This is a genomic window from Sulfitobacter sp. HNIBRBA3233, assembly GCF_040149665.1.
In the GTDB taxonomy this organism is placed as follows: Bacteria; Pseudomonadota; Alphaproteobacteria; order Rhodobacterales; family Rhodobacteraceae; genus Sulfitobacter; species Sulfitobacter marinivivus.
The window spans coordinates 242,737-264,037 of sequence record NZ_JBEFLP010000001.1 but is presented as its reverse complement, the minus strand read 5'-3'; the positions used below and the strand labels follow the sequence as shown (position 1 = coordinate 264,037).

Below are 21,301 nucleotides of genomic sequence, written 5' to 3'. Positions count from 1 at the left end.
GCCCCTTTTTTCGGTGATCCGCCCATGCCTGCTGCGCGGGCAGCCCGTGTAGACAAGTCGCCGCAGCGCGGTCGCGCGACACTGGCAAGTCTGGACAAAAGCCGCGCCGCATGGCACCGCTCGCCCCCATGAGCGACGAGATGCAAAGTTTTACACCCGACACCGACAACACCGACGTGCTGCGCCGCGCGTTCGGACAATTCGGCACGGGCGTCACCTTGGTGACAACTCAGACCGCGCGCGGGCCGTTGGGCATGACGGCCAATTCCTTCTCCTCGGTATCGCTGGAGCCGCCGCTGGTCCTGTGGTCTGCCGCACGACGGTCCAAGCGCCACGATGCCTTTGCGCAGGCCGAACATTTCTGCATCCACGTCCTGCGCGAGGATCAGGGCAATGTCGCCGAGCATTTCGCCGCGCAGGGGCACGATTTCGCCCCCCACGACTGGCACAAGGGCCCGAATGGCGCGCCGACGCTGTCAGGCTGCCTCGCCACGTTCCACTGCACGCGCTACGCCGTGCATCCCGCGGGCGATCACTCGATCATCATCGGTCAAGTGACCTCGGCGGCGTTGCAGGGCGGCGATCGCGACGGGCTGTTGTTCAAACGCGGTCGGTTCGGCCGGTTCAACCCCGATCAGTAATCCTTCTCGAAGAAGATCCCCAAAGAGCTGTCACCATCGGATCCGAGCGTCGCCTTGCCCTTGAGGTTTGGCGTGATGTCGAGGTTCAACGACACCTCGCCGGTTCCGTCGGAGGCCGCCGTCACATCGGTATAGATGTTCTCGGTCAGGTATTTGCCGACCCGCAGGGCGGTTTCGCCGTCTTCGGTGGTCGTCACATCCAGATCGTCCAGACCGAATTGGTTGCGCAGGTTGCCCACGATCCCTGTGCCGCCGCGACCGGCCAGCGTTGCCACCGCATTGGCAAGCTGAAGCGCCTGAAACGCCGAGATATCGGAGATGTTGCGCCCGAACAGAAGCTGCGCCAGCACTTCGTCCTGCGGCGCCGAGGGGTTGGATTCAAAGTTCACTTCGGGCGCATCCGCCGGCCCCTGCACGATCACGCTGACCTCTCCGGCCTCGGTCGTGGTTCTGGAGACAAAGCGGATAAAGGGCACGAAATCGCCCTGGAACTGGGCGTATCCCTCGACCAGATCAAACCGCTTGCCCAGAATATCGAGCCGCCCGCGCAGCAGGTCGAACCGCCCCGACGAAATGGTGCTGGCGGTGCTGCCGGTCAGGCGCAGCGTGCCGCCAAGCTCGGCGTCCAATCCGCGACCGCGCACAAAGATGCGGCCCGGTGCGTTCACCACGAGGTTCAGCCCGAAACCGCTCCCGCCGGTGTTGGCCGTCGGATCGCTGACGCCGTCCTCGTCCAGTAGACCGGCGCGCGACCGTGTGGCGCGGTTATCGGCAGGGGCGCCGATATGGTCGATCGGCGGAATATCCCCGATAGAGGTCAGGCCGGTAGAGGGCACGCTGACATTGGTTTCCCCGACGTCGATGTTGCCGGAAATCGTTCCGCGACGCGGCCCCGTCAGCGGGCCGTTGAGGTTGATGTTGCCGCCCAGCGATGTCCGGTAAAGGCGCGGATCCTGCAACACGAGGCTTTGCAGGCGGATCGCCAGATCGGCGGGCAGACCGCCGCCCAGCCCGATGCCGCCGGTGACCGCGACAGTCCCGCCGCCGGTGCCCTGTCCGCTGATATCCAGCGTGGCACGGCTGTCGGACAGACGCACGTCCGCGTCGATCCCTTCGAGGGCAAGGCGCAGGTTAGGTGCGGTCAGCGTCGCGCCGCTTGCGCGGATCGTCCCGCTCACCGATCCAAGTGCGGCAGGGCCGTTCACGCTGAGATCGAAATTGGCCTGACCCTGAAGGTTACGGGGCGCGATGAACGGCCCCACAAGGCCCAGGGGCGCCGATCCAGCGATATCGAGATCCAGCGCGCCGCCATCCTCGACCACGCCGGCAACGGTGGCACGGGTTCCTGATGGACCGCGCAGGTTCGTGTCCAGCCGCCAGCCCGCAGGGGTCTTGTTCGCTGAGCCATCGACGTCGAGCGGGCCGTTGATGTCGGGAACGATCCGGCCGATGTTCGGCATCGCCAGCGAGAAATCGACAGCAGCGTCAGGGCCGGTCACGACCCCCTCCACCGATGCGCGGCTGCTGTAGGGACCGTTGGCGTTTGTGTCGATCCGGATGCCCTGCGGCGTCTGGTTCACCACGCCGGTGGCCGCGAAAGGACCGTTGATCCCCGGCGCCAGCGGCGCGACGTTGGGCACCGACACATCGAATGTCAGTGACATATCCGGACCGGTCGCCAGCCCCTCGACCAGCGCACGCGCGCCGTAGGGGCCGCGCGCGTCGGTGTCGATGAAGAATCCGCGCTCTGTCTGGCGCAGGTTGCCGGTGGCGTTCAGCGGACCGTTCACCTGAGGTGCGACGGCACCCACGTTCGGCATGGTAAGTTCGAAATCCACGTTCAGCGCGGGCGTCAGATCACCTTCGACACTGGCGGTCGCGTCAAACGGGCCGTTGAGATCGGTCTCGATCTCGAAGCCCTCCGCCGTCTGGCGCAGGCGGCCCGATGCGCGGATCGGCCCGTCGACCTGCGGGGCGATACGCGCCGCCTCAGGCACGGCCAGATCGAAACCGATGTTGACCCGCGGTGCCACCAGCCCGTCGATACGCGCGGTGGCGTCATAGGGCCCGCTTGCGTCTGTCTGCAACAGGTAGCCTTCGGGCGTCTGGCGCAGGGTTCCGTTTGCCACCAGCGGCCCCTGCACCGCTTCGGAAAAGCGCTGAAGTTCGGGCACGCGGGCGGCGAATGTCACATCGGCATCCGGTCCCGTGGCCAGCCCGTCAACCGTGATCGACGCATCGTAGGGCCCGTTTGCATCCACGTCGACACGCCAGCCTTCGGCGTTCTGGTTCGCGGTGCCGGTGACGCGGACCTCGCCCTCGTACTGCGGCAGCACAGTGCCGATATCGCGCAACAGCAGATCGGCGGTGACAGCCGAATTGCCCGTCGCCAGTTCGGCCGAGCCGGTAAAGCGCAGCGCGGGATTGTTGAGTTCAAGATCGCGCAGGAAGGTCCCGTTTTCGTTGCGCAAGGCGTTCACCGTGATTTCGGTCAACCCCTCCAGCAGCGCATCGGCCTGTGCGATGCCGGTCTTGATGTTTTCGGTCGTGCCGGTCGCCGCAAGATCGAATTCACCGGAGAGCGGTGTGATCGTCCCGTCAAGGCTGAGCGAGGTGGACCCATCGAGTTCACGCCCCGCCAGCGCCGAGAAGCGGCTGATGTCGCTTGCGGTCAACCGCGCATCGAGTGTGGTTTCAAGCCCCACACCAACGCCCGACAGCGCCACATTGCCCGCAAGCGCGTAATCCGTGCCCGACAGATCGAGGTTGGAAATGCGGAAGGGCTGATCGACTAGGTAGTTGATCTCGGCCGATCCCTCGACCTCCTGCCCGACCGCTTCGGCAAGGGCGGGATCGGTCAGCGCAATGCCGCCCGCGGCGAAGTTCACGGCGCCGCGCAACTGCCCCACACCGCCGTTCGCGCCGGTCAGCGTGCCGGTGGATCGCAGCGTCGTCTGGTCGATGTCGCCCGCACTGGTCGACAGACCGGAAATGTCGAAGACGGCCTCGTAGGCATCCCCGTCATTCACGTCGTAGTCGATGTTCAGCACGACGCGGTCCAGCGTCGTGTCGCCACCGCCACCGGGCAGCAGCACCGGCGCGCCGTCGGCGCGCGCGACTGTCCCTTCGATGTCGATGAAGGCGGGCCATTTTTCCTCGGACAGGCGGATACGGCCTGCCAGATCGACGGCAGCGGCGCGCAGCGACAGGTCGGTGACCTCGATCGCGCCGGACCCTTCAATCAGCGTGTTGGCCTGCAAGGAGACGTCCGTTCCGAAGAACTCCCGGTACTCGGGCAGAACCACGGCAGTGATGTCGCCGCCGATGTCCGCGACGATGCGGCGATCGGTCTGCGCGCCCTCGCCCTCGCTCTGCAGGGTGATCCGGCCCGCAAGCCGTTCCTGACCGTCGGTATCAAGCGACAGATCCGTGACCAGATCGTCGAGCGGTCCGGCGGCATCCACCGTCAGTTCGACAGAGGGTCTGTCTGGAATATTCATCAGGTTGGCCGCGATCCCGTCGGGCGCCTCGCGCGCCACGATATCGAGGTCGAGCACCTGATCCGCGCGGCCCAGCGTTGCGGTCACCTCGAAACGCCCCTCGCGCCCGTCTGTGCGCTCGGCGCGGAACTCGGCGTCAAGGCCATCGTCGTTGAGCTGCGCGCGCGCTGTCATCGACAGCTGCACCGCCTGCCCGACCAAAGGCGCGCCCAGATTGACCTCGGCAATGTCGATCCGCTGGATGTCGATGGAAACCGGCAGATCCGGCAATTGCGGGAAGGTAAAGGGCGTGGCTTCGGCGTCGGGAAGCGCCTGTTCCTCGCCCGCCGGAAGGCGCGGCAGATCGATCCGCGCGGCGCTGAGTTCTTCCACCTCAAGCCGCCCGCGCAGCAAGGCGGAGCGGTTCCATTGCAGCACCACATCCTCGAGCGTGAGCCAGACGCCCTGATCGTCGGCGATTGTCATGCGTTGGAAGGACGCCGAGGAGCTCAGAGCGCCCTCGAATCCCACGATATCAACGTCGCGGCCTGCCCCGCTCAGCGCATTCTGGATCTGGCGGGTGAGAAACCCCTCGCCCTCTTCCTGCGCGAACAGGGGGGTGCCGGCAAGCAGCAGAACAACAAGAAAAAATCGTAACATACGCATCAAAAGGCCTGTCCAATCCCGATGTAGACCTGAAAGTTCTCGTCGGTTTCCGGTCCCGAGACCGGCACCGCGATGTCCAGACGCACCGGACCGATGGCGGTGTCGTAGCGCAGGCCGATGCCTGCCCCCGAGTGCCATTCGCCGGACCCGTCGTAGAATTCCTCTTCGCCGACGTAGCCGGTATCGGCAAACCCCACGAGGCTGATCGCGTCGGTCACACCGACCCGCAACTCCGCAGACAGGCCGACAAAGGAACGCCCGCCGACCGTGTCGGCCCCAACGGGTACGCCCAGCGACTGGTATTCCTGCCCGCGCACGGTGCCGCCACCGCCCGAGTAGAACAGGTAATCCGGCGGTGCCTCGGACAGATCCGGCCCCACGACCGAACCGAACTGCCCGCGCAATGCGAATGTGACCGGACGTTCGCTGCCAAAGGTGCGGTAGGCGCGCGCGTCCACATAGCTGCGCAGCCCGTTGTCGGACCCCGACAGGGCCAGGAACGGCGTGGCGCTGGCCTTGATATAGAAGCCGTCACGCGCGTTCAGCTCGTTGTCGCGATAGTCGAACTCGGCACTCAGCGGCAGGGTCAGCAGGGTATAGTTGTTTTCGCCGAAAGCATCGCGCGTCTCCGCGCGGCGCAGGCCAAGGCCCAGCGTATAGGTCCGCTCTTCGGATGCGTAGCGGGTGATCCCCGCCTCGAGATCAAGCTGGCGGGAGAAGAAGAATTCCTCGTCCAGCTGCTGGATCCGCGCCAGCGTGTAGAAATCGGTGTCCTCATTAAAGGTCGCCGGACGCTCGAACCGGACACCGAAGGTATAATCGGTGCCGCCGGTGCCGCCGCCGATACCGCTGACCTCTGCGTCGAAGCGCAGCCGTTCGGCGCCGCCCAGCAGGTTCCGGTGCAGCCAGAAGGCGCTGACGGTCAGCCCTTCGAGCGTCGAGATTTCCGCACCGAAGCCCAGACGGCGCTTGGGCGCATCGGTGACCGTGGCGGTTATTGGCAGCGTGCCATCGGGCCCGACCACGTCGCCCTCGGACAGCGCCACGGCGCTGAACGCGCCCGTGCGGCGCAGACGTGCGGTGGCAAGGCGGATCTCATCAGGGGAAAAGACCTGCCCGGTCGGCAGACCCGCGATGTCGATGATACGTTGCGTGCGCACATCGCTTTCGCCTTGCACGGTCAGGGGTCCGAAGCGCAGGCGCGGGCCCGGCGCCAGCGTGAGGTCGGCGTTGATCTGGCGTTCGGGATGGTTGGCAGTAATCTCCTGCCCCGACAGCGCGGCCTTGGCATGGCCCTGTTCGCGCCAGCCTTCGACACCGCTTTCTGCCGTGCGCTTGAGTATGCTGAGCTTCGCCGTCCGTCCGGTCGCGAATTCTTCGGGCAGTTCGGTGCCTTCGGCCACCGGCGCGATGCGCGCGCGCCCGAACTTGAATTTCGGTCCGGCGTCGACGGTGATTTCCACGCTCGAGATCGTCCCCGGTGGCTGCACCGGCGGAATGGACGCCGCCTCGCGGCCGTCGACGCGGATCGTCACGGCGCCGCTGAAATAGCCGTTGTCGTAGAGCACCGCCAGAAGGCGCCGGTAATCGGCCTGTGCTGCGGCAAGGATTTCGGCGCTGGTCGGCGGGTTTTCCTCAAGCAGGGTCTGATCGACCAGAAGCGATCCACCGCGAAGTGCCGCACGCAGATCCTCGTCCGCCACCCCGTTGAGAGACACGTCCGCCGCCGAAGCGATACCCGATGCCCAAACTGAAAAGGCAAGTGCGGATACGCCTTGCCACCAAGTTGAAACAGCTGTTCGCTTCACGCCCCGTTCCTCGATAAGTGCCGCACGGTCGGGGCGCTTTAGCGCTCTCTCGGTTGTGCGGGCAGTCACACGCCAGTCCACAATCGTTATCGCGTCCGCATGATGCGACGCAAACCACATTTAAGACATTGCGACGATCTATCCCGATCTGCACAGTGTCTTCCATGGATCAGCGGGTTTTTGCCGGCCCATGCCTCCCATTAGACTAGCGGATTGCACCGGAATGACCACCCGGGGGCTTTTTCGCTGTCCGCACCCCGTGCCGGACAGCCCCGCACGGAGAGGTGTTTGAAGGATTGTCACCCCCGTTTGCCTGCGGGTAAGGTGCCAAGGCAACGAACGAAAGACCACCGTCCGATGGCAGGAAATGCCGGCGGTGGCGAACGGAAGGGTGGAGATATGACAGTATTGATCGCTGGCGGTGGTATATCGGGGCTGACGCTTGCGCTGAGCTGCCATCAGGTCGGCATACCGTTCAAGGTTTTCGAGGCGAGCGCGCGCATGCGCCCCTTGGGCGTCGGGATCAATCTGCAACCTACTGCCGTGCGCGAACTGTTCGATCTGGGTCTGGGCGATCGTCTGGACGAGGTCGGCATCCGCATGAAGGACTACGGTCTTTACACAAAGCACGGACTGAACGTCTGGACGGAACCGCGTGGCCTCGATGCGGGGTACGATTGGCCCGCCTATTCCGTCCACCGCGGGCGCCTGCACATGATGCTCTACGAGGAACTGCTCGACCGTGCCGGCCCACAGTGTGTCGAGACGGGCTGGCGCGCGACCGGCTTTGATACCGAAGGCAAAGACGCGATCCTGAAACTCGAAAGCCGCGACGGCGAGACCCGCATCGAACGCGGCAGCGTGGCCATCGGGGCCGACGGCATCCATTCGGCGATCCGCGCCCAGATCGCGCCGGACGAGGGCCCGCCGCCCTGGGCCGGTGCAATCCTGTGGCGCGGCACCACGCAGGCCAAACCGTTTCTGTCGGGGGCGTCCATGGCGCTGATCGGCCACGAAGGGCTGCGGTTCGTCGTCTACCCGATCTCCCATCCCGATCCTGAGACCGGCCTTGCGACGATCAACTGGATTTGCAACCTGCAAACCGATCCGTCGAAGGGCTTCCGCAAGGAAGACTATTCGCGGCGCGCCAACCTCGACGATTTTCTGCCCGCGTTCGAGCCGATCCGTTTCGACTGGATGGATGCGCCTGCCCTGATCCGCGCGGCCGAAGAGGTCTTTGAATATCCGATGGTCGACCGTGACCCCCTGCCCCGCTGGACCTTCGGGCGGGTGACACTGATGGGCGATGCGGCGCATGCGGCCTATCCGGTGGGGTCGAACGGCGCGGGGGCCGGCATCACAGATGCACGCAAACTGGTCGCGGCCTTTCTGGAACACGGGCTGACACCGGACGCGCTGGAGGCCTACGAGGCCGAAATGCGGCCCGCGACCGAGAAGATGGTGCTGACCAACCGCAGTGCGGGACCGGACAAGATCCTGGACGTGGTAGAACGCCGCAGCGGCGGACGCTTCGAGCGTATCGAGGATGTCATCAGCCGCGAGGAAATGGCCGAACACGCGGCAAATTACAAACGCATCGCGGGCTACGGCGTGTCTGAGACAAACGACCGCCCCCCCATTGTGCCGCAAGGCGCGCGGTTTGCCGCCGAATAGCGCCGCGCCTTCCAGTTCCGGCCTATGGCCGGAACGCATCCAGCATTCTCAACTTCGAATACCACTGGTAGAGACGCCGGTCCTTCGCTTTGTATAGCCAGTCTATCTTCCCGGTGAAATACGCGGACGGCATGCCCAGCCGCGCGTCATCATCAAGCGTATCAAGGATCGCGACAGATTGATTTCGGATGAAATCAAAGCCATTTTTTGGCTTGTTGAATGATGGTTTCATGCGCTGGGGTTTCGGGGCCGGAACCGGCGTGGCGCTGTAAGCACCCGCGTCGGCCTTGATCTCTTCGCCACTGACGTCCCCATCCGTCCGGAACGGGTGGGCTGGCCGGTCTGGGCGCCACGGTTTGTCGTACTCATGCTGTGCCAGTTCGGGCGAATAATAGTGGACGAGATCGCTCAGGATATGGCCTCCGTCGAGGATCGCATCAGGTACCCGCCGCGACAGATCCAGCAAGGTCTCGGACTGCATTGGCATGAAATCCTTCTTGTCACCTGGCTGAAGCTTATTGCCGAAGTGGTATTTATTTCTGAAATTCACGTGATGCGAGATGAGGGCCTGCCGCGCGCCGTCGCTAGAAAGCGCTCTGAATGTATTGCGTTGCTCCGATAGAATCGTGTCGGTACATGCCTTGCTCGCGGCAGCCCTTCCCGTGATATAGCGATTCAACTTCGCGAAATCGTCTAGGTTTTCGTCATCGCCCAGTGCGTCGACCTGTTTTTGAATGTTCGCGTAGACGGTGCGGTAACATTCGCCCATTCCTCCCCCCAGAAGAACAAATGGATAGCCTTTTCCGTATCGCACTGGCGCGACACTTTTTTGGATGGCGTGATTTGAATAATAGAGATGGCTGATCTGCGCATTAACCGCAGCCTCGAACCCGACCAACCCTATGACACCGTTGCCTTCGTCGAAATTCGGTGTGTCCTTTTCGAAGCGGCCTCCAAAGCGGCCCAGAAGGCTGGTGGCGACTTCAAGATCGCGACCGATATCCAACGTGGTGAAACGCACCCGGTCCACTAAGCCCGCAGCGATCAGCGCCCCATAGATCACGCGACTGTCCCGCCCGCCGGTCAGGGCCGATACAGCGACAGGAAAACTGTCAACTGCCGCTTCGATATTAGAAACAACCTCTTCGGCGCCCTTCTCTATAAGGCTCCAGTATTCGTCCGCGCAGACCGGGCTGGTGTCCAGCTTCTTTTCCGTCACCGAAATCCCGTTCGCGACATCAATCACAGCACCCGCTTGCAGCATCTCTATCCCGTCGATCAGCGTCGCCAGTGTCGATGCCTGAACGGAATAGCTTGCCTCGAACAGAAAATAGCTGGCCATCGCACTCCGGTTAACGCGGAAGCTGCCACGCTGTTTCAGGACGCGTTCGATCAGAAGAAGACTGTTGGAAACCAATCCCTTGCCATAGAAAACAGGCGAGCATGAAAACGCATCGGGCTGAACCCTCAGGCCGTTTTCGCTGTAGCGCACGGCGATCCAGTCGCCCGCGCCGTTCGGGATGTCGCTGACAACAAAGGGGCCTTGCAGCAGTCGTTTTTGGTCAACGACACTGCCGGAAATCAGCACCCCTGCATCAGGCAGGTAGCCATTCACGCCGATCAGGTACAAATTGCCGGCACTGTTAGACACGCAGCGCGCCCCAAGATCCGACATCAGTTGGCGCGTCTCGTCAGAACGTTCGGTGTCGATCAGAAAATGGAGTTTCAATCCGAGATCGTATCTCAACTTCATAAAAACAGCTTTTCAATGCGTAGTTCAAAACCTTCAGCGTGATTTTAACAAATCAACTAAAGGAGGAAAGCAGTTATTGATGGCAACAGAATGAAAACACCCCGGTGATGGCCGAATTCCCCCGTGTCGCGGCGAACGGCGTCAGAGGCCGAGATAGGGCCAAATCAATTCCGACACTATCACCGGTCCGAATTGCAATAACTAAGGGAAATGTGGTGCGGTCGGAGAGACTCGAACTCTCACGGGTGTTACCCCACAGCGACCTCAACGCTGCGCGTCTACCATTCCGCCACGACCGCAAGCCATGGTGTGCGCTGTCTCTAGCGTGACCTTCACGCAGGCTCAAGAGAAAATCTGCAACAAAATTCACGCAGCGCAGGACAACGGGGCGCAGGCGGTCGTAGGGCCGCCTTGCCTGAGCGCCGGCGGCCTTGAAATCTGCGACCGATGCGCCGAGATAGGGGTGTAACGCATCAGGAAAGGCAGACGATGGCGCAGACAGAAAACGACGGGCCGGTCATTCAGGTCGATATCGTATCCGACGTGATGTGCCCCTGGTGCATCATCGGATTTCGCCAGCTTGAACAAGCGCTTGCCGCGACCGGAACGGGGGCCTACGTGCGCTGGCATCCTTTCGAGCTCAATCCCGACATGCCCGCCGAAGGCCAGAACCTGCGCGAACACATCACCGAGAAATACGGCGCCAGCGCCGAGCAGAGTGCTGCCAACCGCAAGCAGATGACCGCTCTGGGTGAAAGCCTCGGAATCGATTTCCAGTTCAAGGACGACAGCCGCATCGTCAACACCTTCGCCGCGCACCAGCTTCTCGACTGGGCGCAGGAGGACGGCAAGCAACATCCTTTGAAAATGGCGCTCTTCGAGGCGCATTTCACCGAAGGGCGCGATGTGTCCGATGCGGATGTTCTTGTCGATGTGGCGGCCTCCGTCGGTCTGGACGCCGATGCGGCGCGGCAGGTTCTGGAAAGCGGCAGCCACGCGGAAGAAACCCGCGCGCGCCAGCAATTCTGGACCTCGCGCGGGATCAGCGGCGTGCCCGCGATGGTATTTCAGGGCAAGTACCTTCTGACCGGCGCTCAAGGCGCCGAGACCTACGCGCAGATGCTGGAAAAGGTCGTGGCAGAGGCGCGCAGCCCCGCAGAGGCCTGAGCACCCTTGAGCCTCAGCGCGGTCGGACCTAATGCTACTGCATGGTTGAATGGATCACATCCCCCGGGCTGACCGGATTTCGCGAGGCCGAGGCGTGGATGGAGGCACGGGTTGCCGCCATCCTCGACGGCACCGCGTCGGAATGTATCTGGCTGGTGGAACATCCGCCGCTCTATACAGCCGGCACCTCGGCGCGTGCGGCGGATCTGGTCGATCCTGACCGCTTCGAGGTTTTCGCGACCAAGCGCGGCGGGCAGTATACCTACCACGGGCCGGGCCAGCGGGTGGCCTATGTGATGCTGGACGTGGGCGCGCGGGGGCGCGATGTGCGCCGCTTCGTGCAAAGCCTTGAGGCGTGGGTGATTGCGACACTGGCGGAATTCAATCTGACCGGAGAGATTCGCGAGGGCCGCGTGGGGGTCTGGATCAGCCGCCCCGAAAAGCCCGCGCCCCTGCCCGGCCAAACCGCCGAAGACAAGATCGCCGCCATCGGCATCCGTCTTCGGCGCTGGGTCAGTTTTCACGGCATTTCCATCAACGTAGAGCCCGACCTCAGCCATTTTGACGGGATCGTGCCTTGCGGGATTCGCGAACACGGTGTGACCAGCCTTGTCGATCTCGGCCTGCCTGTCACGATGGATGATGTCGATCTGGCCCTCGCCCGCGGTTTTGCCGAGGTATTCGGGGAAACGCCCGTGCCGGTATCAGGCGACGGCCACGCGGGTTGAGCGGCGGTGCTGGATTTCGTCTATCAGCGCCAGGAGCATTTCGAGCTGTAGCGGTTTTTCGGTAAAACAATGCACATTCGGATCCGCCTCCGCACGGTCGTGATCGCGTTTGAGCAGCGATGTCGACAGCATCACGATGATCAGAAGCTCTTCGGCATCGATGCCGAGCGCGGCGTATTCCTCCAGAAATTCGAATCCGCCCATTCGGGGCATATTGATGTCGAGAAAGATCAGTTCCGGCAGCATCCGGCCCGCAGCGATATCCGCCCGCAAGATGTCGAGGGCGGCAAGGCCATCTGTCGCGACATCGATCTGCGCGACCTGCCCCGAGCGTTCGATCACACGGGTGTGCATCAGGTTGGTGACCTCGTCATCGTCGATCAGAAGTATGCGGGAAAGTGGCGGTGCGGAATCAAAGGTCATGAGGTGTTTCCCATCGGAAGCTGAAGTGTAAATGCAGCACCGTTGCCGGGTTCGGCAGCGAGGCTGATGTCGCCCCCGCGCCGGTGCAACATGCGGCGCGCGCAGTGCAGCGAAATCCCGCTGCCCGGCGGTTCGACATGGGCGCGTTTGAACAGGCCGAAAACCTTGTGCTGATCGCGTTTCGGGTCAAGCCCGGTTCCGTTATCTGCGATGGTTATCAGACACTTGTCGCCTTGCGTTTCCACCGTGATACGGATGTGCAGGGGGCGTCCGGAATGGGCATAGTGCTGGGCATTTTCCATCAGCGAATGCAGAATGCTTTCCAACTCATGCGACGCGAACTGCACGGAACATCGCTCGGCCCTGACAATCTCGATCCGGCCCGCGCGGCGCCGGATGCGTGCGCGGTGGTGGCGCAACAGCCTTGCCAAGGTGCTGCGCACATCGATGGCCTCGGCGGGTTGGGCAGTTCCCAGACGCAACTGCGACACCAGGACAAGGCCCGCGATCTTCTTGTTCAGCTGGTCCGCACATTCACCGATCCAGCCGATCTGTTCGGCAATGTCCGGCGACACGTCCTGCGCCGCTTCCAGAAGGCACATCGAAACCCGCGACAGGTTGTTGACCGGCACCTTGAGGTCATGGGTGGCGACATAGGTCAGTTCTTCGAGCTCCTGCGCCGCCTGCTCAAGCTCCTGCGTGCGGGCCACGACCATCTTTTCGAGGCTTTCGTTCAGCGCGGCGAGTTCGGCGGTTCTTTCGGCCACCGTGTCTTCCAGCTTGGCGTTCAGATCGGCAAGGCGCAGCGTCGCCTCTTTTTCGACGGTGATGTCGCTGGCATAGCCGACGTGGCGCAGCACGGCACCCGATGCCGTGCGGTCGAACACACGGTCCACCGAGCGCAACCAGCGCACACGCCCGTCCTTTGTCAGGACGCGATACTCCAGCGCCATGTGGCGCTGGTCGCAGCTGCCCGCGATCACCCCGAGATGCCGTGCAACGGCGGCAAAATCATCGGGATGGATGACGCGCAGCATCATGCGGTCGCCGTGGGCGCGGATTTCCTCGGAACTGTAGCCCAGATATTCGGCCACCGACGTATTGGTGTACTCGTTCGACTGGGTTTCGTGGTTGAAGACGTAAACGAATCCCGGCAGCAATCCGACAACCTTGTCGATGCCCGGTGCCAGCAGGGGCGGAGGCACTTCGGCGACAGGGACAGGGGCGGTCGACGGTTCGCGGACTGACGGCTGGCTATGTGGCACAAATGCTCCAATCGGATCAGGGATCACGGGCGATCATGCGCAACAGACGTTAACGCCTGCTGAACAAGGGCCCTGCCCGCTGCGCCATTCCACTAAATTTGCACCAAACCCGGGGCTTCACCCGAATTGGCGGGAGTGCCAAAATAACGCGGCCTGCGACCATCGCGCCCATTGCGCCGAACCGCCCATGGTTCTAGAAGGTTGCCAGTTTCACCGCGTTTCGCCAACAGGCGTGGTGTATGTATTGAACAGACCTAGGAGGCACCGCATGGCAGACGCAGCCATTCACGGGCACGACCATGAAGACGAGCGCGGGTTCTTCACGCGCTGGTTCATGTCCACAAACCACAAAGACATTGGGATTCTCTACCTGATCGTCTCCGCTGCCGTCGGATTCATTTCCGTCGCGTTCACAATCTACATGCGGCTCGAACTGATGCACCCCGGTGTCCAGTACATGTGTATGGAAGGGGCGCGCTTCATCGCCGATTCCGCCGCGACCTGTACGCCAAACGGGCACCTCTGGAACGTTCTGATCACCGGTCACGGCATTCTGATGATGTTCTTTGTCGTGATCCCCGCCCTGTTCGGCGGGTTCGGCAACTACTTCATGCCCTTGCAGATCGGCGCGCCGGACATGGCGTTCCCGCGGATGAACAACCTGTCGTTCTGGCTCTATGTTGCCGGTACATCGCTGGCCGTATGCTCTGTGCTGTCGCCCGGCGGTAACGGTCAGGCGGGCTCCGGTGTGGGCTGGGTTCTCTATCCGCCGCTTTCGGTAAAAGAAGGCGGCCTGTCGATGGACCTCGCGATCTTCGCGGTTCACGTCTCGGGTGCTTCGTCGATCCTCGGTGCGATCAACATGATCACCACCTTCCTGAACATGCGTGCCCCCGGCATGACCCTGTTCAAGGTGCCGCTGTTCAGCTGGTCGATCTTCGTCACCTCGTGGCTGATCCTTCTGTCTCTGCCGGTTCTGGCGGGCGCGATCACCATGCTGCTGATGGACCGCAACTTCGGTTTTGCCTTCTTTGACCCTGCCGGCGGTGGTGATCCGGTGCTTTACCAGCACATCCTGTGGTTCTTCGGACACCCCGAAGTCTACATCATCATCCTGCCCGGCTTCGGCATCATCTCCCACGTGATCGCGACCTTCTCGCGCAAGCCTATCTTCGGCTATCTGCCGATGGTCTGGGCGATCATCGCGATCGGTGTTCTGGGCTTCGTCGTCTGGGCGCACCACATGTACACCGTGGGCATGAGCCTGAACCAACAGGCCTACTTCATGCTGGCCACCATGGTGATCGCGGTGCCGACGGGTGTGAAGGTGTTCAGCTGGATCGCCACCATGTGGGGCGGCTCGGTCGAGTTCAAGACGCCGATGCTCTGGGCTTTCGGCTTCCTGTTCCTCTTCACCGTGGGCGGTGTGACCGGCATCGTGCTGTCGCAGGCCGCCGTGGACCGCTACTACCATGACACCTACTATGTGGTTGCGCACTTCCACTACGTGATGAGCCTCGGCGCCGTCTTCGCCATCTTCGCGGGCATCTACTTCTACCTGCCCAAGATGACAGGCCGGATGTATCCCGAATGGGCTGGCAAGCTGCACTTCTGGGCGATGTTCATCGGTGCGAACCTGACATTCTTCCCACAGCACTTCCTGGGCCGTCAGGGCATGCCACGCCGCTACATCGACTACCCGGAGGCCTTCGCCTACTGGAACCTGTGGTCGAGCTTGGGTGCGTTCCTGTCCTTCGCGTCGTTCCTGTTCTTCTTCGGCGTCATCGCCTACACGCTGACCAAAGGTCGCCGCGTGACCGAGAACAACCCTTGGAACGAGTACGCCGACACGCTGGAGTGGACGCTTCCGTCGCCCCCACCAGAGCACACGTTCGAGCAACTTCCAAAGCGCGAGGACTGGGACAAGGCTCCGGGTCACTAGACCCCCGGCCAGCAGTCTGAACTCTCGAGGGCTCCAACGGCGGTTGGGGCCCTTTCCTTTTCTGCCCTCCCCGACCTCCCCTTTCCGGAGACGCCTGATGCCCCAGCTTGTCATCCTTGCCGTGATCCTCGCGCCGCAGGTCTGGGCCGCGCGCCGTGGGCTCGGCCCTGCCGGTCTGCTGACGCTTCTGCTGCTGTCCATCTGTGCGCTGGCGGCAGGCGCTGCCGCAGCGGCGTTCTCCGGCCCTACAGCGGGCGGGTTCGCCGGTGCGCCTACGGGGATCGGCACGCTCTCCACGCTGGGCTACGCGATGCTGGGTCTCGCGGTTGCCGCACCTCTCTATTGGGCCATGGAACAGGTGCATCCGAGTGCGCCCCACGCCGTGGATAGGGTGCTCGCACAGACGCTGGCTCTGGCCCTTGCGGCGGCGGTGCTGGAACGCCCCTTCCCCGGTGCGCCCGCAGAGGCACCGGGCCTAGTTGCACAGCTGACCGAGGTTTCATGTCTGGCCCTCGTTCTTGCGCTGCTGGCGCGAAGCCTCTGGACGATCCTGCGGCCCCTGCGCGGTTGAGAGCCCCCCTTGCAGTTTGTCGCATTGATCCCGCTGCTGCCTCCGCTAAAACAACGTCATGCCTTACGAATGGACATCCCAACCCCATAGCGTGCCGCAGACAATGCGGCTCTGGCCGCATCAGTCGCTGCCCGCGCGCGGCATGGCCGCTTTCGTGCTGTCGACATTCACATTGATCTCGATCCCGGTGATTCCCCTGCTCGGATCTCCGATCCTGTGGGGCATGCTGCCGTTCACGCTGGCGGCGGTCTGGGGTATCTATTTTGCCCTTCAGCGCAACCACCGGTCGCGACTGATCGAAGAAGAGCTGGTGCTGTCCGAGGATATGGCACAGCTGCGCCGCACCAATCCGCGCGGCGATGTTCAGGAATGGGACTGTGACAGGTATTGGACAAAGGTCACGAAGTACGAGGCCGACGGCCCTGTCCCGCACTACGTGACGCTGCGCGGCAAGGGCCGCGAAGTCGAGATCGGTTCATTCCTGAGCGAGGAAGAGCGGATCGCGCTTTACGAAGACCTCAAGCGCGCGCTGGACCGCTAGGCCGGTCCGCGCCACGGCCTTGCGCCGGCCGGTTCAGGCCGCCGGAAGGTCAGGAGGATAGACGGTCCTTGACCATGGGGCCCACGGTGCCGAAATCCATCTGGCCCGTGTATTTGGCCTTCAGCTGCCCCATCACCTTGCCCATATCGCGGATCGAGGTTGCGCCGGTTTCGGTCACGGCGGCATCCACGGCGGCTTTCGCCTCTTCCTCGGTCAGCTGCCGTGGCAGGAACTCTTCGATAATCTGGATTTCCGAGCGCTCCGCCTCTGCCAGGTCCAGCCTGCCGCCCTCTTCGTAGGCGCGTGCGGATTCCTGACGCTGCTTGGCCATCTTGCCAAGGATCGCGAGCACTTCGTCCTCACCCACCCCGTCATCGTTGCCTTCGGCCCGTGCAGCGATGTCCTTGTCCTTGATCGCCGCGTTGACCAGTCGCAGTGTCGACAGACGCTCTGACGCCTTGTCTTTCATCGCCTGTTTCAGGGCGCCATTGATACGGGTACGCAAATCCATGATAAGCCTCAGCTAGGGGTGTTTATCGAGTTCGTGACACTAGCCAATCCAGCCGCCGGTTGCAATGGGGTGAAAAACGGACAAGTAGTTGATTTGTTTCGTTTATTCTTTTCCCCGCTTGTCTTGACCCCCTCGGCGGGCCGCTATAGTTTGCACCCGTTTGCCTACCTCCCCCGTGCCCCGTCGGGCACCGCTGCCCATCAGGAGACGACCATGGCCCAGACCCGCCCCACAAAGCCTACCGCCTGTCTCGTCCTTGCGGACGGATCCGTCTTTTACGGAGAGGGGTTCGGCGCCACCGGCGAAACCGTCGCCGAACTGTGCTTCAACACCGCGATGACCGGATATCAGGAGATCATGACGGATCCCTCCTACGCCGGGCAGATCGTGACCTTTACCTTCCCGCATATCGGCAACGTCGGCACCAATCCGGAGGATGACGAAACCGCCGATCCGGTCGCCGCCGGCATGGTCGTCAAATGGATGCCCACCGATCCCAGCAACTGGCGCACCGTGCAGCCGCTGTCCGCATGGCTGGCGGCGCGCGGGCGCATCGCGATCGGCGGGATCGACACCCGCCGCCTGACCCGTGCGATCCGCCAGCAAGGCGCACCCCATGCCGCACTTGCGCATGATCCCGACGGGAATTTCGACATCGGGGCGCTTGTCGCTGCCGCGCGGTCCTTCGCGGGGCTTGAGGGTATGGATCTGGCGCGCGACGTGACCTGTGCGCAATCCTACCGCTGGAACGAAATGCGGTGGGCTTGGCCCGAAGGCTACGCGCCGCAGACCGATCCGAAATACAAGGTCGTCGCCGTCGATTACGGTGCGAAGCGCAACATCCTGCGCTGCCTTGCGTCCGCGGGATGCGATGTGACCGTCCTGCCCGCCTCGGCCAGCTATGACGACGTGATGGCACAGCGGCCCGACGGGCTGTTCCTGTCGAACGGACCGGGTGATCCGGCGGCCACCGGCGCCTACGCCGTGCCGATGATCCGCGACGTGCTGGACAAGACCGAAATGCCGGTATTCGGCATCTGCCTTGGGCACCAGATGCTGGCGCTGGCGCTCGGTGGCCAGACCGTCAAGATGAGCCACGGACATCACGGTGCCAACCACCCCGTCAAGGATCTGGAGACCGGCAAGGTCGAGATCACCTCGATGAACCACGGGTTCGCCGTCGACGGGCAATCACTGCCAAAAGGTGTGGTTGAAACCCACCGGTCGCTCTTTGACGGTTCGAACTGCGGTATCCGCATGTCGGGGCGTCCCGTCTATTCGGTACAGCACCATCCGGAGGCCAGCCCCGGACCGCAAGACAGCTATTACCTGTTCGAGCGTTTCGCCGAGGCCATGGCAGCCCGATAGGACCGCAGGGGTTGAGTAAAAAAGGTTAAACTCAACCTATTGAAATTCAATGGAAAATTAACGGGGCATTAACCATCCTCTGTCACATCTGGTTCGGAACTCTTCTGGATCAGGTGGATCGACATGAACGATCTTGGCCTGCGGATCACGGAATTTGACGATGTGCCCACGCATCTACCGCTGGGCAGAATTCTGGTGAACGCGGGGAAAATCACCCAAAGCGATCTGGTGCACGCATTGAAATTGCAGCGCCACGTCGATGCGCCTCTGGGCGAAATTCTGGTGACCGAAGGGCTGGTGCGCCGGTGCGATCTGCTCGATCTGCTGTCACAACAGCACGAGGTGCCACTGGCAAGCTTGTCAGCCGATCCCCCCGAACCGTCGCTTTGCGCGCGGCTATCCGGTCCGCTTTGTCTGCAGCACGGCGCGGTCCCCTGGATGGAAATGGGTGAGACGCTGCTGGTGGCGACCTCCCACCCCGAGCGTTTCAACAACCTGCGGGCGTGTTTTGGCGCGCAGGGCCGCAAGATGCTGCCGGTCCTTGCCGATGATCGCGACATCCGGAAATCCATCAGCGCTCTTTACGGGCCGGAACTGGCCACGCGCGCGGCACAGCGTGTGCCCGCCGCGCAAAGCTGCCGCAGCTGGGCCAGTGATGAATTGCTCCGCCGCGCTTTCGCAGCGCTTTTCATCGCCGCGACGGTTTTGGCCCTGCTTCTGGCACCGCTTTGGGCCATCACCGCAGCGATGCTGCTGGCCTTCGTAACCCTGCTGATGAGCACGGGATTGAAACTCGTCGCCGCCATCGCGCAGATCGCGTCCTCCGCCCGGGGGCCCGATCCGCTTAGCCTGCACGGAGGGCCTGCCTTTCCACTTCCGCGCGTTTCCGTGCTGGTGCCGCTTCTGGAAGAAAAGGAGATCGCCGAAAAGCTGATCGGGCGGCTGTCGCGGCTGACCTATCCCAAATCCCTTCTTGAAGTCGTGCTTGTGCTGGAGGCGGAGGATGAGATCACCCGCGACACCATCGCGCGCACGAATATGCCCGATTGGCTGAGCGTGATCGAAGTGCCCGGCACCGGCACACTCAAGACCAAGCCGCGGGCGCTGAATTACGCGCTGGATTTCTGTCAGGGCTCGATCATCGGGGTCTGGGATGCAGAGGACGCACCGGAGCCGGACCAGATCGAAAAGGTGGTGACAGGATTCCACGAGGCCCCGCCCGATGTGGCGTGCCTTCAGGGTATGCTGGATTACTACAATCCGCGCAGCAACTGGCTGGCGCGCTGTTTCACCATCGAATACGCGACCTGGTGGCGGATGATCCTGCCCGGTGTGGCGCGGCTGGGGCTGGTGATCCCGCTGGGCGGAACAACGCTGTTTTTCCGCAGACATATCCTTGAGGAGCTGTGCGGCTGGGACGCGCATAATGTCACCGAAGACGCCGATCTGGGCGTGCGTCTGGCCCGTGCCGGCTACACCACGCGGCTGATCCCCACCGTCACTTTCGAGGAAGCGAACTGCCGCCCCTGGCCGTGGATCAAGCAGCGCTCACGCTGGTTGAAGGGGTATCTGATTACCTGGATGGTGCATATGCGCAATCCTGCGGCCCTGCTGCGGGATCTGGGCATGATGCGGTTTCTGGGGGTGCAGACCCTGCTGCTGGCGACCTTCGCGCAATTCGCCTTTGCCCCGCTCTTGTGGTCCTTCTGGATCACGCTCTTTGGTTTCAACCATCCGGTTGCGCTGACCTTGGGCCAGCCTGTCGCGGTGTCGATGGCCTTCTGCTTTCTGGTGTCCGAAGTCATCAACCTGACAATTTCCATGATCGCGGTCTCGCAGCGCCAGCACCGGCATCTGCTTTGCTATGTCCTCACCCTGCCGTTTTATTTTCCGATGGCGGCCCTGTCCGCCTACAAGGCGCTCAAGGAACTGGTGCAGGCGCCGTTCTACTGGGACAAGACCATGCACGGGATCGTGCCGGAGGCCACGCCCCTTATCCCTCTGCCTCGCGTCGCTCGGCTTCCTGCTTCAGACGGGTCGTAAAGGCGACCGAGATATGTTCGCGCAATGCCGCGTCTGCGGCATCCCCGTCGCGGTTTTCGATTGCGGCGACGATCCGGTCATGTTCGCGCTGCGCGATCTGCCCGCGTCCGCTGACCGCCAGCGACGTCGTCGCCATCAGCGCCATGGAGCGGTGAACCAGATCCAGCTGTTGCACGAGAAACCGGTTGTGCGACGCCAGATGGATCTGCTGGTGGAAGCGCCGGTTCGCCCGGGCCAGCGCGGCCGGATGGTCGATCAGCGCATTGTCCGCCTCGACCATCTCGCGCAGAAGCTGCACTTCCTCGGCGGTGGCGTTGCGCGCCGCCAGCCGGGCGGCCAGCCCCTCGAGCTCTCCGCGCACCACATAGAGTTCGGCCATCTGGTTATGATCCAGCGACGCCACGATCAGGCTGCGCCCGTCGCGCACCAGAAGCGACTGCGTCTCGAGCCGCTGCAGCGCTTCGCGGATCGGCGTGCGCGACACGCCAAGACGGTCGGCCAGCTCGCTTTCGACCAGACGGTCGCCCGGCCGATAGATCCCGGTGTCGATCGCCTCGAGGATCATCGAATAGGCATCCGTATTGCCAGGACGGCCTGGAGCGGTGTTGCGGGCCATAAAGAAGGCTTTCCTGTTGTGTTCCAAGGACTTTAACGGCCGACCCCGCGTGTGCATAGCCTTGATCTTGCTTGCGTCATTCGACCGCGGCGCATAGGGACAATG

16 protein-coding genes and 1 tRNA gene are annotated in these 21,301 nt (G+C 62.9%); 9 read left to right on the top strand and 8 right to left on the bottom strand.

Annotation, left to right across the window (positions count from 1 at the left end; translation table 11 throughout):
• The first annotated feature begins 128 nt into the window (after window positions 1–128).
• Entirely contained in the window at window positions 129–641 is a 513-nt protein-coding gene (locus ABMC89_RS01280) for a flavin reductase family protein (RefSeq protein ID WP_349564385.1), read from the top strand.
• Here ABMC89_RS01280 and ABMC89_RS01275 read toward each other — a convergent pair.
• Both ABMC89_RS01275 and ABMC89_RS01270 read right to left on the bottom strand, forming a co-directional pair.
• A complete protein-coding gene (locus ABMC89_RS01275; protein WP_349564383.1) occupies window positions 635–4,780 on the bottom strand; it encodes a translocation/assembly module TamB domain-containing protein in 4,146 nt (1,381 codons plus the stop codon). The genes ABMC89_RS01280 and ABMC89_RS01275 overlap by 7 nt on opposite strands.
• A 5-nt stretch (window positions 4,781–4,785) precedes the next feature.
• Window positions 4,786–6,594, bottom strand: a complete 1,809-nt coding sequence (locus ABMC89_RS01270) for an autotransporter assembly complex protein TamA (protein WP_349564381.1) — start codon at window positions 6,592–6,594, stop codon at window positions 4,786–4,788.
• Window positions 6,595–6,993: 399 nt separating this feature from the next.
• Here ABMC89_RS01270 and ABMC89_RS01265 point away from each other — a divergent pair, with 399 nt between their 5' ends.
• Window positions 6,994–8,268, top strand: coding sequence for a flavin-dependent oxidoreductase (locus ABMC89_RS01265; RefSeq protein WP_349564379.1), 1,275 nt, complete (start codon window positions 6,994–6,996; stop codon window positions 8,266–8,268).
• A 22-nt stretch (window positions 8,269–8,290) separates the two neighbouring features.
• Here the strand turns inward: ABMC89_RS01265 and ABMC89_RS01260 are convergent, their stop codons facing one another.
• Together ABMC89_RS01260 and ABMC89_RS01255 are read right to left on the bottom strand one after the other, a co-directional pair.
• The gene (locus ABMC89_RS01260) at window positions 8,291–10,021 is read right to left on the bottom strand and encodes a hypothetical protein (RefSeq protein WP_349564377.1); all 1,731 of its coding nucleotides are present in this window, start codon (window positions 10,019–10,021) and stop codon (window positions 8,291–8,293) included.
• 213 nt (window positions 10,022–10,234) lie between these two features.
• Window positions 10,235–10,320, bottom strand: a tRNA-Leu gene (locus tag ABMC89_RS01255).
• A 190-nt stretch (window positions 10,321–10,510) separates the two neighbouring features.
• Here ABMC89_RS01255 and ABMC89_RS01250 point away from each other — a divergent pair.
• Window positions 10,511–11,188, top strand: a complete 678-nt coding sequence (locus tag ABMC89_RS01250) for a DsbA family oxidoreductase (RefSeq protein ID WP_349564375.1) — start codon at window positions 10,511–10,513, stop codon at window positions 11,186–11,188.
• Window positions 11,189–11,229: 41 nt separating this feature from the next.
• The gene (gene lipB, locus ABMC89_RS01245) at window positions 11,230–11,916 is read left to right on the top strand and encodes a lipoyl(octanoyl) transferase LipB (protein ID WP_349564373.1); all 687 of its coding nucleotides are present in this window, start codon (window positions 11,230–11,232) and stop codon (window positions 11,914–11,916) included.
• On the opposite strand, the gene ABMC89_RS01240 is transcribed toward lipB, so the two are convergent.
• Together ABMC89_RS01240 and ABMC89_RS01235 are read right to left on the bottom strand one after the other, a co-directional pair.
• Window positions 11,893–12,339, bottom strand: coding sequence for a response regulator (locus tag ABMC89_RS01240; RefSeq protein ID WP_349564371.1), 447 nt, complete (start codon window positions 12,337–12,339; stop codon window positions 11,893–11,895). The two genes, lipB and ABMC89_RS01240, sit on opposite strands and share 24 nt — an antisense overlap.
• Window positions 12,336–13,604, bottom strand: a complete 1,269-nt coding sequence (locus ABMC89_RS01235; RefSeq protein ID WP_349564369.1) for a PAS domain-containing sensor histidine kinase — start codon at window positions 13,602–13,604, stop codon at window positions 12,336–12,338. Before ABMC89_RS01235 ends, ABMC89_RS01240 begins: the two co-directional genes overlap by 4 nt.
• Window positions 13,605–13,872: 268 nt before the next feature.
• Between ABMC89_RS01235 and ctaD the strand changes: the two genes are divergently transcribed.
• The 3 genes from ctaD (at window position 13,873) to ABMC89_RS01220 (ending at window position 16,658) form a co-directional block, all read left to right on the top strand.
• On the top strand, window positions 13,873–15,546 hold the full coding sequence (gene ctaD / locus ABMC89_RS01230; protein WP_349564367.1) for a cytochrome c oxidase subunit I: 1,674 nt from the start codon (window positions 13,873–13,875) through the stop codon (window positions 15,544–15,546).
• A 97-nt stretch (window positions 15,547–15,643) separates the two neighbouring features.
• Window positions 15,644–16,117, top strand: coding sequence for a hypothetical protein (locus ABMC89_RS01225; RefSeq protein WP_349564365.1), 474 nt, complete (start codon window positions 15,644–15,646; stop codon window positions 16,115–16,117).
• Window positions 16,118–16,175: 58 nt separating this feature from the next.
• A complete protein-coding gene (locus ABMC89_RS01220) occupies window positions 16,176–16,658 on the top strand; it encodes a DUF2244 domain-containing protein (protein ID WP_349564363.1) in 483 nt (160 codons plus the stop codon).
• A gap of 49 nt (window positions 16,659–16,707) precedes the next feature.
• Here the strand turns inward: ABMC89_RS01220 and ABMC89_RS01215 are convergent, their stop codons facing one another.
• Window positions 16,708–17,169, bottom strand: a complete 462-nt coding sequence (locus ABMC89_RS01215; RefSeq protein ID WP_349564361.1) for a GatB/YqeY domain-containing protein — start codon at window positions 17,167–17,169, stop codon at window positions 16,708–16,710.
• 213 nt (window positions 17,170–17,382) lie between these two features.
• On the opposite strand from ABMC89_RS01215, the gene carA reads away from it, so the two are divergent.
• Window positions 17,383–18,537 (top strand): glutamine-hydrolyzing carbamoyl-phosphate synthase small subunit, encoded by a 1,155-nt coding sequence (carA, locus tag ABMC89_RS01210; protein ID WP_349564359.1) that lies wholly within the window; start codon window positions 17,383–17,385, stop codon window positions 18,535–18,537.
• Window positions 18,538–18,660: 123 nt separating this feature from the next.
• Complete coding sequence (locus tag ABMC89_RS01205; RefSeq protein ID WP_349564357.1) at window positions 18,661–20,580, top strand: glycosyltransferase family 2 protein; 1,920 nt, start codon at window positions 18,661–18,663, stop codon at window positions 20,578–20,580.
• Here ABMC89_RS01205 and ABMC89_RS01200 read toward each other — a convergent pair.
• Window positions 20,531–21,196 carry a GntR family transcriptional regulator gene (locus ABMC89_RS01200; RefSeq protein WP_349564355.1) on the bottom strand — a complete coding sequence of 222 codons (666 nt, stop codon included), beginning with the start codon at window positions 21,194–21,196 and terminating at the stop codon, window positions 20,531–20,533. The genes ABMC89_RS01205 and ABMC89_RS01200 overlap by 50 nt on opposite strands.
• Window positions 21,197–21,301 lie beyond the last annotated feature (105 nt).

Bases quoted from the DNA above. Each gene is read 5' to 3' on its own strand.
- ABMC89_RS01220 (WP_349564363.1), top strand. From the start codon at position 16,176: ATGCCTTACGAATGGACATCCCAACCCCATAGCGTGCCGCAGACAATG.
- ABMC89_RS01200 (WP_349564355.1), bottom strand. From the start codon at position 21,196: ATGGCCCGCAACACCGCTCCAGGCCGTCCTGGCAATACGGATGCCTAT.
- ABMC89_RS01260 (WP_349564377.1), bottom strand. From the start codon at position 10,021: ATGAAGTTGAGATACGATCTCGGATTGAAACTCCATTTTCTGATCGAC.
- ABMC89_RS01205 (WP_349564357.1), top strand. From the start codon at position 18,661: ATGAACGATCTTGGCCTGCGGATCACGGAATTTGACGATGTGCCCACG.
- ABMC89_RS01215 (WP_349564361.1), bottom strand. From the start codon at position 17,169: ATGGATTTGCGTACCCGTATCAATGGCGCCCTGAAACAGGCGATGAAA.
- ABMC89_RS01225 (WP_349564365.1), top strand. From the start codon at position 15,644: ATGCCCCAGCTTGTCATCCTTGCCGTGATCCTCGCGCCGCAGGTCTGG.
- ABMC89_RS01275 (WP_349564383.1), bottom strand. From the start codon at position 4,780: ATGTTACGATTTTTTCTTGTTGTTCTGCTGCTTGCCGGCACCCCCCTG.
- ABMC89_RS01265 (WP_349564379.1), top strand. From the start codon at position 6,994: ATGACAGTATTGATCGCTGGCGGTGGTATATCGGGGCTGACGCTTGCG.
- carA (WP_349564359.1), top strand. From the start codon at position 17,383: ATGGCCCAGACCCGCCCCACAAAGCCTACCGCCTGTCTCGTCCTTGCG.
- ABMC89_RS01280 (WP_349564385.1), top strand. From the start codon at position 129: ATGAGCGACGAGATGCAAAGTTTTACACCCGACACCGACAACACCGAC.
- ABMC89_RS01240 (WP_349564371.1), bottom strand. From the start codon at position 12,339: ATGACCTTTGATTCCGCACCGCCACTTTCCCGCATACTTCTGATCGAC.
- ABMC89_RS01250 (WP_349564375.1), top strand. From the start codon at position 10,511: ATGGCGCAGACAGAAAACGACGGGCCGGTCATTCAGGTCGATATCGTA.
- lipB (WP_349564373.1), top strand. From the start codon at position 11,230: ATGGTTGAATGGATCACATCCCCCGGGCTGACCGGATTTCGCGAGGCC.
- ctaD (WP_349564367.1), top strand. From the start codon at position 13,873: ATGGCAGACGCAGCCATTCACGGGCACGACCATGAAGACGAGCGCGGG.